The 10,646-nt window shown below is 71.7% G+C and carries 11 protein-coding genes, 1 tRNA gene and 1 other RNA gene; 4 read left to right on the top strand and 9 right to left on the bottom strand.

Annotation, left to right across the window (positions count from 1 at the left end):
• From VFW79_RS09635 to VFW79_RS09610, 6 genes are all read right to left on the bottom strand, one after another.
• The coding region (locus tag VFW79_RS09635) for a helix-turn-helix domain-containing protein (protein WP_329677090.1) at positions 1 to 517 on the bottom strand (517 nt) is incomplete at its 3' end.
• A gap of 421 nt (positions 518 to 938) precedes the next feature.
• The gene (locus tag VFW79_RS09630) at positions 939 to 1,979 is read right to left on the bottom strand and encodes a Fic family protein (RefSeq protein WP_329677089.1); all 1,041 of its coding nucleotides are present in this window, start codon (positions 1,977 to 1,979) and stop codon (positions 939 to 941) included.
• Positions 1,980 to 2,244: 265 nt separating this feature from the next.
• Positions 2,245 to 2,329: transfer RNA gene (locus tag VFW79_RS09625), tRNA-Ser, on the bottom strand.
• A 53-nt stretch (positions 2,330 to 2,382) separates the two neighbouring features.
• Complete coding sequence (locus VFW79_RS09620; protein ID WP_329677088.1) at positions 2,383 to 3,192, bottom strand: LLM class flavin-dependent oxidoreductase; 810 nt, start codon at positions 3,190 to 3,192, stop codon at positions 2,383 to 2,385.
• A gap of 97 nt (positions 3,193 to 3,289) precedes the next feature.
• A complete protein-coding gene (locus tag VFW79_RS09615; protein ID WP_329677087.1) occupies positions 3,290 to 3,934 on the bottom strand; it encodes a GyrI-like domain-containing protein in 645 nt (214 codons plus the stop codon).
• On the bottom strand, positions 3,931 to 4,830 hold the full coding sequence (locus VFW79_RS09610; protein WP_329677086.1) for a MerR family transcriptional regulator: 900 nt from the start codon (positions 4,828 to 4,830) through the stop codon (positions 3,931 to 3,933). The genes VFW79_RS09615 and VFW79_RS09610 overlap by 4 nt, the downstream gene beginning before the upstream one ends.
• 175 nt (positions 4,831 to 5,005) lie before the next feature.
• Here VFW79_RS09610 and VFW79_RS09605 point away from each other — a divergent pair, with 175 nt between their 5' ends.
• Both VFW79_RS09605 and VFW79_RS09600 read left to right on the top strand, forming a co-directional pair.
• The gene (locus VFW79_RS09605) at positions 5,006 to 5,635 is read left to right on the top strand and encodes a LysE family transporter (protein WP_329677085.1); all 630 of its coding nucleotides are present in this window, start codon (positions 5,006 to 5,008) and stop codon (positions 5,633 to 5,635) included.
• A gap of 115 nt (positions 5,636 to 5,750) precedes the next feature.
• Complete coding sequence (locus VFW79_RS09600) at positions 5,751 to 6,488, top strand: AAA family ATPase (RefSeq protein ID WP_329677084.1); 738 nt, start codon at positions 5,751 to 5,753, stop codon at positions 6,486 to 6,488.
• A 4-nt stretch (positions 6,489 to 6,492) separates the two neighbouring features.
• Here VFW79_RS09600 and VFW79_RS09595 read toward each other — a convergent pair whose 3' ends face one another.
• From VFW79_RS09595 to VFW79_RS09585, 3 genes are read right to left on the bottom strand one after another with little or no spacing between them, the layout of a single operon-like run.
• Positions 6,493 to 7,356 (bottom strand): FAD:protein FMN transferase, encoded by an 864-nt coding sequence (locus VFW79_RS09595; protein ID WP_329677083.1) that lies wholly within the window; start codon positions 7,354 to 7,356, stop codon positions 6,493 to 6,495.
• Complete coding sequence (locus VFW79_RS09590; protein ID WP_329677082.1) at positions 7,353 to 7,835, bottom strand: FMN-binding protein; 483 nt, start codon at positions 7,833 to 7,835, stop codon at positions 7,353 to 7,355. Before VFW79_RS09590 ends, VFW79_RS09595 begins: the two co-directional genes overlap by 4 nt.
• A 6-nt stretch (positions 7,836 to 7,841) precedes the next feature.
• Complete coding sequence (locus VFW79_RS09585; RefSeq protein ID WP_329677081.1) at positions 7,842 to 9,320, bottom strand: ferredoxin reductase family protein; 1,479 nt, start codon at positions 9,318 to 9,320, stop codon at positions 7,842 to 7,844.
• A gap of 164 nt (positions 9,321 to 9,484) precedes the next feature.
• Here VFW79_RS09585 and ffs point away from each other — a divergent pair.
• Positions 9,485 to 9,581: signal recognition particle sRNA small type (gene ffs / locus VFW79_RS09580), an RNA gene on the top strand.
• 106 nt (positions 9,582 to 9,687) lie between these two features.
• On the top strand, positions 9,688 to 10,646 hold a 959-nt coding region (gene dnaX / locus VFW79_RS09575; RefSeq protein WP_329677080.1), incomplete at its 3' end, for a DNA polymerase III subunit gamma/tau.

Raw genomic sequence — 10,646 nt, 5'->3', positions numbered from 1 at the left:
CGCCCGACGCCCACCGCTCGGGTGACACGAACGTGACGTTGACCTCGCGGCCGAGCGCGCTGTCGATGCCTTCGAGCGCGTCGTACACGTCGTCACGGTTCGGCGACCCGACCACAAGGACGTCCACGTCGCCCGGTGTCGGGCCGAGCTCGCCGTGCCAGCGCGCCGCCCATGAGCCGTAGATCGCAGCCTCCTGGATCCCCGCCACGCCCGAGAGAGCGCGTTCGAGGTAGGGCGCCGGCCCGTAGGTGACGGTCAGCAGCTGGCGCAGCGGCACGGTCGCGGGGTTGTGGTCGGCGGGCTTCAGGACGTTCGCGCGGCCGACGGGGGAGCTGGTGAGCAGGTCCGCATCGAGGAGCCGTCGGACTTCGCGGTGCACGGTTGGCTCGGGCGCCTTCAGGAGTCGCGCGAGCTCGGCGGCGGTGTGCGGCTCGGCGTCGGTGAGGATGCGCAGGAGCAGCCGGGCCTGGAGGTCCGACCGGAAGATCGGCACCAACGCGGGTGCAGCGGTTCTCATATGACGAAGGTTAACCATCGTCAAATGAGAATGCAACCCAGGTGTACGCATCGGGCTGCCTCAGGTCCGCACGGATCAGGTAGCGAGTGTTGCCGCTCGACCACATGAGGAGTGACTGCTGCCGAGACTGCTACGGCGAACCGTCGAGGCACCCAGTCGCCATCATGACGAAGGGCCCGCCACCCACATCGCTGCAGGTCACGGGCCCTTCTTCAGCGGAGGATGGGGGATTCGAACCCCCGAGGGCTTTCACCCAACACGCTTTCCAAATGGCCCGACGCGGTCGCGCATCGATGCTGGTGGACGTGTTCGGGCTGGTCGGCGCACTGCGCGGACCTACGCGGCTCGGGCCGGGCCGTAGCTTCCGGCGGCGAACTGCTACCAGAACTGCTACCCAAGGCCGACGTGGACCTGCCGCTGCTCAGGCGCCGTCCCGCGCCTCCTTGGTGCGGGTGTACCGGGAAGCGATGTACTCCTCGACCCAGGTCCGGCTGCTGCGCCACTGGCCGTCGTCGCCGCGTTGAGCGCGCAGCCGTCCGCGCTGGGCGGCGTTGCGGAGGGCGAGCCGGCTGATCTGTGGGGTCTCGAGCGAGGCGAGCGGAACGAGCCGGGCGGGGCCGGCGAGGGCAGGCACAACAAATCGGTAGAGGTTGTCCAGAACGGCCCGGGCGATGAGTTCGGCCAACGGCCCGATGTTCCCGCTGTCGGCCGCTCTCAGGGCGTCAAGGTATCGGGGGCGCTCGCGCTTCTGGATGATCGCTGGGGCATAGCCCAGCCGGGCGAGGACGAGGTTGAGCAGGAGTCGGCCAGTGCGGCCGTTGCCGTCGAGGAACGGATGGACCTGCTCGAAGCCGACGTGCGCCTGGGCGAGGAGCTCCATCGGATGCCGTTCGCTGCTCGGAATGGCGTTCACCTGGCCAAGCCAGTCGTGCAGCTTGGGTTCGACCAGGGCGAACGATGGCGGGCGCATCCCCCCGGGGAAGGGGCGGATGTCGTGCTTGCGGAAGCTGCCTGGCGACTCTTCGGCTGTCGCCTCAGGGTGGGGCGCCGCGTCCCAGACCGGTCCCATCGCCATCTGGTGCACGCGCCGGATCTCGGTGAGCGTCAGCAGCTCGTCGGGACCCTGTGCTGAGGGCTCCAATGCCTGGCCGTAGACCCAGCGGGCGGCGTCGGCGTAGCCCTTGACCTCCAGGTAGTCCGCGAGCTGGCGGTCGCCCACGGCACGTCCCTCGAGGAGGAGCTGTTCGACCTCTCGCAGGACGAGGGTGTTTCCCTCGATCGCGGTGGAGTTGTGCGCCTCGTGGACCCACAGCTCGTCCCAGATCGCCCGCGCCTCGTCGGGTGTGGGCAGGCCGCCGAGCCTGTCGCGGACTTCTGCGATCGCGGAGTCGAGTCGGTCGTAGACGTCCTGGCGGGAGGGGCGACCAGGCCCCGGTCGACGGATGTTGCTGCGTTCGGTCACATCTAATTGGAGCACAGCAACTTGCGGGGTGTCTCTCACGCGTCGGATGAAGTTGCTGCGTTTGCGCCCAGACAATTGGAGCAGAGCAACAGCTGCGCGCCGACCGACGCCAGGACGGATGGCCGTCAACCTCGCGCACCACGTCACAGGACTCGAACTGCTACCAACGCCCAGGTCGGCGGCCTGCGAGAAGCGGCTTGCCCAGCGTCCGCGACGAAGAAGGGCCCGCCACCTGCGAAGTCGCAGGTCACGAGCCCTTCACCAGCGGAGGATGGGGGATTCGAACCCCCGAGGGCTTTCACCCAACACGCTTTCCAAGCGTGCGCCATAGGCCACTAGGCGAATCCTCCCGGCCGGACGAGGATACCGGATCCGGCCCGAGGCCCGCGCCGCCCCGCCAGCCTCACCGCGGCGGCCCAGCGGCCACCCGCTCAAGCATCTCCTCATGCGTCCCGCGCAGGCCGAACAGCGACTCGAACCACCAGGTCGCACCGGCGTCGGCGTAGGCGGGCGCCAGGCCGGGCGATCCGCCGGGGGTGACACCGCTCACCGCGACGTCGAACCCCTCGTGCGGCCCGAAGGAGCGCAGGTACGCCAGGTCGTTGGCGACGTTCTCCGGCGGGAACGTCACGTTCTGCGCCTCGTCGATCGAGCCGATCACCCAGCCGTCCCAGCGAGCGGCCCGGCGCAGTGCCGGGTGGCTTGAGCCGCCGACCCACACGGGCACCCGCGGTGACTGTGTCGGGCGGGAGGCGATCTGCGTGCCGGTCGACGTGTAGTGGCGACCGGTGTGCGTCACGATCTCGCCGTTGCACCAGCGCGTGACGAGGTCCAGGGCCTCGTCGGCCATCGACGCGCGCGTGCGGCCGTCCTGCAGCTCACCGAACGCGCCCAGGTCGAACTCGACCCCGAGCCCGACCCCGAGCGTGACCCGCCCGCCGCTGAACGCGTCGAGCGCATGCACGGACCGGGCCAGCAGGTGCGGCGCGTACCGCGGCAGGGGGCTGACCGTCGTGATGAGCCGCAGCCGGCTCGTCGCTGCGGCCACCGCCGTCAGCGTCACCCACGGGTCCCCGACGCCGCCCCAGAAGTGCGCGTGGTCCCAGATGGCGAGCGCCTCCCAGCCGGCGGCTTCCGCCGCGACGGTCAGCTCCACCACCGGGCCGGGCTCGGCGTACGTCCCGAGCGGCACGACTTCGATGCCGTATCTCATCGTTGCCTCCCGATGCCTCGACCACCAGCCACGGCGATGCGAATCTACTGCCCGCCACCCACACGTTCGGTCGACGCCGGGATGGTCGCAGCCCCGGTCAGCGCTCCGCGACGGGCTGGCGCAGGATCGTCCGCATGGCAGCCGGAGCCACGCGCCGCGGGTCGTTGAGGTAGATCTCGTGGTGCTTGCCGCGCAGAGCCAGTCCGAGGTCGGCGGCAGCCCGGTGCAAGGCCGCGATGGTCGACGCCTCGTCGGTGTACGGACCGTGGTGCATCACCTGGACGGCGTCGCCCTCGTCGTGCACCGCGAGCCTCAGCAGCTCCGCTGACGGCGCCCGGCCCTTGGCTCTCGCCGCCGTCACCGCCGACGCGACCATCTCCGCCGTGACCACGTCCGGCTGGGCGATCATCATCGTCCACAGCCAGCCGCGGCGGTCGTCCGTGCTGAAGGTCGCCATGTCATCGGCCCACCACAGGCCCTCGAGCGGCATGACCGTCCACGGCAGACCGCCGGACTCCTTGACCGTTCCGCGGACGCCGTAGCTCACCGCGTAGAGGGTGCCGACCGCGTCCGCGTAGCCGGGTGCGGTGTTGGGGTCGCCTGCACCGTCGACCATGAGCAGGCGCAGCGGAGGAACGGTCAGCCGGACGGGAACGTCTCCAGACCGGTACAGCGCCGGGTACTCGCGGCGAAGGTCGTTGCTCGGCGCGTCGGCGTCCCGCACGTCGCCGCCCGATCTCATCGGGCACCGCCACGGCCGTCGGCGGACCGCGTCGCGTCGGCAGCTCTCGCGGCCGGATCGTCGACCAAGCCTGCGACCGGTGCGCACACGTCGGTGACCCACAGTGCGGGGTCCCGCTCGTCACGCGGTCCGACGACGTAGATGTTGAACATCGGCCCGGCGTACCTGTACCCGTGCTCGTCGACCCACTGCGCGAGGGCCTCCATGACGGAGCCGATGCCGTCGAAGCCGCCGTGCAACGTGCCCACGGCGACCTGCTGCTCGGGCACGTGGAGGACGCGGACGTCGCCCGTCTCCGTGACCGGTTCGATGACGTCGAGCTGGACCTCGACGTCGGGCCCGGACTCGACGAAGGCATCGTCGTGGAACACGGCCACGGTCAGCGGCGACGGCGCCACCCGGCCGCCCGTGGCGGCCAGACCCGCCATGAGCCGCTCCCAGAGCAGCCCCTCGTCCTGGTAGCCGGGGATGGTGTCCCGCACCGATGCGACGGTGCGGGCAGGGATCGTGCGGTGCGTGATCTCGACGGGCATGAGCGGAACCTCCAGCTCGGTGATGAGGCGGTCCACCCCCCGGACCCGGTCCGCGATCGTCGCCGCATCGGTGAGCAGGCGGACGCGCTGACGCTCCAGGACCGGTCGCAGCGCCGCGGGGTCGTCGAGCACGCGCGCGCACGCGGCGAGCTCGTCGACGCGCAGGCCGACGTCGCGGAGGTCCCGGATCCGCCCGGCGGCACGCAGCAGGTCCGGCGCGTACTGCCGGTAGCCCGAGAACGCGTGGACGCGGGTGGGGTGCAGCACGCCGTGCTCGTCGTAGTGCCGCAGCATCCGGATGGTGATCCGGGAGAGCCGCGAGAACTCGCCGATCGACAGCAGGTGCTCGCCTGGGGGAGGCATGCTCACAACTCCACACTCTGACACCGTGTCAGACGCAAGGGGTGCGTTCCCGACGTCCTGTCACGTCTGGGGGCCTCGGCCGCGAAGGCGCGCGCGTAGGCACGGGCCCGATCTCTAGGATGATCCGCACGAGCCTCGTCGTCTGCTCGACCTGGCCGAGCGCAGGGAAGCCCGCATGAACGAGACCGCCGCCGCCCTGGTGATGGGCGCCACCGCGGGGCTGGCCGTGGCGTTGCCGGTCGGCCCGGTGGCGTTGCTCGTCGTCCAGGAGGGGCTGCTGCGCGGGTTCCGCATCGCGGCCGGTGCCGCCGTCGGCGTCGCGACGGTCGACGCGCTCTACGCGACAGCCGCAGCCACGGCGGGCGGCGGGGTCGCGCGTCTCCTGGACGGGCATGAGGCCGTGGTACGTGCGGTCAGTGCGGTGGCGCTCGTCGCGGTCGCGGCCTGGGGGCTGCGGCAGACGATCGCGGCTCGCGCCGGCTCGGGATCCCTCACGGCAGCAGCATGGGCCGGCCGGGTCACTCCGTCGCGGACGTTCGCCCGCTTCATCGGCCTCACGGCCGTCAACCCACTCACCGCGCTCGCCTTCGTCTCAGTGGCTGTCGGGCTCGCTCCTCGGCTCGGCGGGACGGGGCGGGCGGCGTTCGTCGTGGGGGTCACGTGCGCGTCGATCGCGTGGCAGCTGGTGCTCGCCGCAGCCGGGTCGACGCTGGGCACGCGCCTCGGCGACGGCGCGCGCACGTGGCTCTCGGTCGTCGGGCATGGCGCGGTCGTCGTGCTCGCGGCGTTCGTGGCCTTCGCGTGAGGTGGGCCCGGGGCCGACGATCGTCCAACGCCTCCGGTGCGTCAGCGGCACCTGCTAGAGATGTCTGCGTGACGTCACCGGAGGACAACCGCCCCGCAGCAGCCGGCGCGCCGTCGTGACTCGCCCGACGCTCACCGTCCGGCGCGTCCGCGGCGACGAGGGCGAACCGCCGTCGCCCGGCTCGTGGTTCGAGCACGTCCCGGCGGTCGCCCAGGTGCTCCGTGACGGCTGGCCGCTCGCGCCCGTGACGGTCCTCGTGGGGGACAACGGTGCGGGCAAGTCGACGCTCGTCGAGGCGCTCGCGCGGGCGTTCGGGATGGCGGCCGAGGGCGGCTCGACGGGGTCGCGGCATGTGACGCGGGAGACGGAGTCCGAGCTGTGGCGCCATCTCGTCCTGGAACGAGACCTCGGGGCGCCTCGCCGGGCCTTCTTCGTGCGGGCCGAGACGATGCACTCGTTCTACACGTACCTCGAGGACAACCCCGGCGGGAAGCCCGAGCCGCAGTTCCACCGGATGTCCCACGGGGAGTCGATCCTGGCGCTCGTCATGGACCGCATGGTCAAGCCGGGGTTCTACGTGTTCGACGAGCCGGAGTCGGCGCTGTCGTTCGCTGGCTGCCTGGCCCTGCTGACCCACCTGAGCGGTCTCGTGGCCGACGGCTCCCAGATCGTGCTCGCGACCCACTCGCCCGTGCTCGCCGCGATGCCGGGCGCCGACGTGTGGGAGGTCGGGGAGTGGGGGATGCGCCGCTGCGACTGGGAGGACCTCGACCTCGTCCGGCGCTGGCGCGGGTTCCTCGACGATCCGGGACGGTTCCTGCGTCACGTGCTGGGCGGCGGGACCGTCGACTGAGCCGTCAGTCGGGCAGCGACCACCGGTGCACGGTCCCGTTCGCGAGCACGACCATCCCCGACGTGCCGTGCAGCGACTCGGTCCACTCGACGGCTCCGGCCCCGCGGGCCACGGCGGTGGTCGCCCACACGTCGGCCCAGACGATCGACGGCCCGATGACGGTCGCCGAGAGGATGGACTCGACCGGCTCCTTCGTGAACGGGTCGACGATGTGCGTGCCGCGCGCGGCGGTGCCGGACGTCGCGACCGCGCCGTCGTGCAGCTCGACCGTCGCGAGGACCTGGGTGCGGTCGCGCGGGTCCTCGATGCCGATGCGCCAGGGGAGTCCGTCGGGGTCGGCGCAGCGCACGAGCACGTCACCGCCGGCGTCGATCGCGACGTCGCAGTCGTCCAGAGCCGCGAGCACCAGGCCCGCCCGCCCGATCGCCCAGCCCTTGACCAGACCGGTCGGGTCGAAGACGCCCGCGCCGCGCCAGCCCCAGGCGTCGAAGTAGCCCGCGGTGCGTTCGAGCGCCGTGCGGCACAGCGTGTGCACGTCGCGGATCTCGGCCGAGCACTCCGCGAGGGTGAGCTCGTGCCGCTGGAGCCGCGAGATCTCGGAGTCGTTCCGGTAGGTGCTGAACATCGCGTCGACCGCGTGCAGGGAGGCGAAGGCCGCCTCGACCGTGCGGGCGACGTCCGCGTCGTGGGCGCGCGGGCCCCGCACGTGGATGCTGACGGGCATGCCCATGAGCTGCTCGACCCAGGCGCGGCGCGCGGGGTCGATGCGCAGCCCGTCCGTGGGGGTCGGGCCGGCGTCGGCCAGCACGCCGGCCCGCCTCCCGGCCTGCACGTCGGGCTGCACGCTGAGCTGCACGTCCGCGGTCACGCCGGGAACGCCTGGTCGATCGCGTTCTGCAGCGACTTCAGGTACCCGGTGCTCGTGACGGTCGCGCCGGAGACCATGTCGATCTTCGCGCTGCTGGCCTTGACGGCCTCGGCGTTGAGGATCGGGATCGCGTAGGAGTTGATCCGTTGGTCGTTCCCGTTGCCGCTGGGGTACTGGATCGCGTCCGCCGAGGTGACCTTCCCGTTCGCGACCACGATCTGGACCTGGACAGGTCCCCAGCGCGTCTGGACGGTGGAGCCGGTGAACGTCCCGGACTTCGCGGCGGCCGCGGGGGCGGCTGCGGCTGCGCTCGGTGCCGCGGCGGCCGCCGTGCCGGCAGCTGCGGCACCGGTCGTCGTGCCGGTCCCTGCGGCGGGCGCGGTGTCGGCGGTGACCGACCTGTTGGTGCTCGTCGGGTAGGAGAACAGCAGGACCAACCCGCTGATCGTGCTGAGCACTGCGATGACGATGCGTTTCATGATGACCTACCAGGAGAAGTTCTCGACGTGGAGCGCCTCGGGCGGGACGCCCGCGGCACGGAGATCAGCTTCGATGGCGTCGGACCACGGCCCCGGTCCGCAGACGAACACGTCGTGGTCGTCGAGGTCGGGGACGAGGAGCCGGACGGCGTCGGGACCGCGGACGTGCCCGAGCTCCTGCGGGAGCCACGGCGTCCCGACCCGGCTCCGCGGACCGATGAGCGGGATGTGGCGCAGCCCGGTGTTCTGGACGAGCCACTCGATGTCGGCGGCGAGCACCTCGTCGTCTTCGCGGCTCATCCGGTAGACCAGCGTCGCCGGCCCCTCGGTGGGGATGTGCTCGTGGAGCAGGGACATGAGCGGGGCGATCCCGAGGCCGGAGGCGAAGACCGCGACGCGGGGCCGGGTGCGCACGTCGGCAGTCATCCGACCGTACGGGCCCTCGATGAGCACCCGGGTGCCGGGCTTGAGGGTCGCGATGCGCTGGCCGTCGTCGCCCCGCGTGCCGACCGTGAGGCGCAGCCCCGCGGTGGTCGGTGCGCCGGAGAGCGAGAACGGGTGACCCCGCGACCACCCGGGACCGCTGAGGAAGCGCCACACGAAGAACTGCCCGGCGGCGACCCGCATGTTGTTGAGGTGCTGCCCCGTGAGGTGCACCGTGACGATGCCGGGGCCCTCGTGCACGACGGCGGCCACGCGCAGCGAGTGTCGCAGCGACAGCCACGCGGGCTGCCCGATGCGGTAGATGAGGACGCAGGCCAGCGCGAAGCCGTACAGCGTCCACCAGTAGATGGTCGCCCAGCGGTGCCCGATGAAGTCGGTGCCGGTCCACAGCTGGTGGGGCAGTGCGAGTGCGATGCCGAGGTACGCGTACAGGTGCAGCAGGTGCCACGACTCGTACCGGAGCTTGCGCCGGGCGACGCGGATCGACGTGGCGACGACGAACCAGATCATGAGCGTGCCGGCGGTCGCGATGAGCATCCCGGGGAACGTCAGGATCATCGACCAGGCCTCGCCGAGCACCGTCTGACCGCTCGAGCCCGCGTACCCGATGACGATCGTCACGAGGTGGGTGAGCAGCAGGTAGAACGAGCTGAGGCCCATGAGGCGGTGCCACTTGGCGAGCCGGTCCTGGCCGAAGGAGCGCTCGGCCCACGGGATCCGGGCCATGCCCAGCACCTGCAGGAGCATGAGGTCGCTCGCGAGCAGGCCGCTGAGCCGGCCGAGCGAGCTCATCGTGGCGGCGCCGAACGGCAGGAGCGCCTGGATCCCGCCCCCGGAGACCCACAGCGCGACGACGATGAGGGCAGTGACCCAGGTGAACGTCCCGACCGCGTCGGGCCACCAGCCACGACGTGCGGGCGCCTTCAGCATCCGGGGTGAGCGGGCCCCGGCAGCGACGTCGGCTCGTGCCGCCCGGAACGCGGCCGAGCGCGCGGCCGGCGGTATCGACACGGGCCGACCGCGGGTTGTCGCTGCGCTCATGAGTGCTCCTCGGACGTTCATGGCGGGGACCGGCGTGGTCCCGACGCCGTTGGTGTGATGACTCATCGTGGCGCCGCCCCCTGGACGCTGGCTGAGAGCGGGCTGAGCCTCACCTCCCAATCGCCCCGGCTGCGGCGGGGGCCGTGCGGCTGCGTTACGCTTGTGGTGACCCCTCGTACGGCGTCATCTCGCTGAACTCCCCCAGGGCCGGAAGGCAGCAAGGGCAGGCGAGCTCTGATGGGTGTGCGGGGGGTCCTCGCATGCCCGGGGCAGTTCGCCTGCCCGACGCCGTGCCCCCACCTGCTGCTTCGCGGGCAGGCGTGCCGGACGGATCACGGTGTGGGCCCGGGCATCTACAGTTCGGTGCGTGACCACTGCGCTGTACCGCCGCTACCGGCCCGAGACCTTCGCGGAGGTCATCGGTCAGGACCACGTGACGGCACCGCTCCGCCAGGCTCTGCGCAACGGCCAGGTCAACCACGCCTACCTGTTCTCGGGTCCGCGGGGCTGCGGCAAGACGTCGTCGGCGCGCATCCTCGCCCGCATCCTCAACTGCGAGCGCAACACCGAGGCCTCCCCGACCGACACCCCCTGCGGCCAGTGCGAGTCGTGCCGCGAGCTGTCCCGCGGCGGGCCCGGGAGCCTCGACGTCGTCGAGATCGACGCGGCGAGCCACGGCGGCGTCGACGACGCGCGTGAGCTGCGCGAGCGGGCGACGTTCGCGCCGTCGCGCGACCGGTTCAAGGTGTTCATCCTCGACGAGGCCCACATGGTCAGCCCGCAGGGCTTCAACGCCCTGCTCAAGATCGTGGAGGAGCCGCCGCCCCACGTCATGTTCATCTTCGCGACGACGGAGCCGGACAAGGTCATCGGCACGATCCGCTCGCGGACCCACCACTACCCGTTCCGGCTGGTCCCGCCAGATGTGATGCTCAGCTTCCTGGAGCAGGTGGCTCAGGCCGAGGGCGTGACGGTCGGCGCGGGCGTCCTGCAGCTCGTCGTGCGCGCGGGCGCCGGCTCGGTCCGTGACTCGTTGTCGGTCCTCGACCAGCTCATCGCGGGTTCAGGTCCGGCCGGTCTCGACTACGAGGGTGCCGTCGCGCTGCTCGGTTTCACGCACGCCTCGCTCCTCGATGACCTCGTCGACGCGATCGCGGCGGCGGACGGCGCGAGCGCGTTCCGGGTCGTCGAGCGCGTCATCTCGACCGGTCACGAGCCGCGGCGGTTCGTCGAGGACCTCCTCGAGCGCCTCCGGGACCTGATCGTCATCGCCGCGTCCGGCGACGCGGCGAGCGCCGCGCTGCGCGACGTGCCGGCCGACCAGCT

It is taken from the genome of Cellulomonas sp., from assembly GCF_036279715.1.
Classification (GTDB): Bacteria; Actinomycetota; Actinomycetes; order Actinomycetales; family Cellulomonadaceae; genus Cellulomonas_A.
The sequence above is the reverse complement of the archived record's forward strand: the minus strand, read 5'-3'. Positions and strand labels throughout refer to the sequence as shown.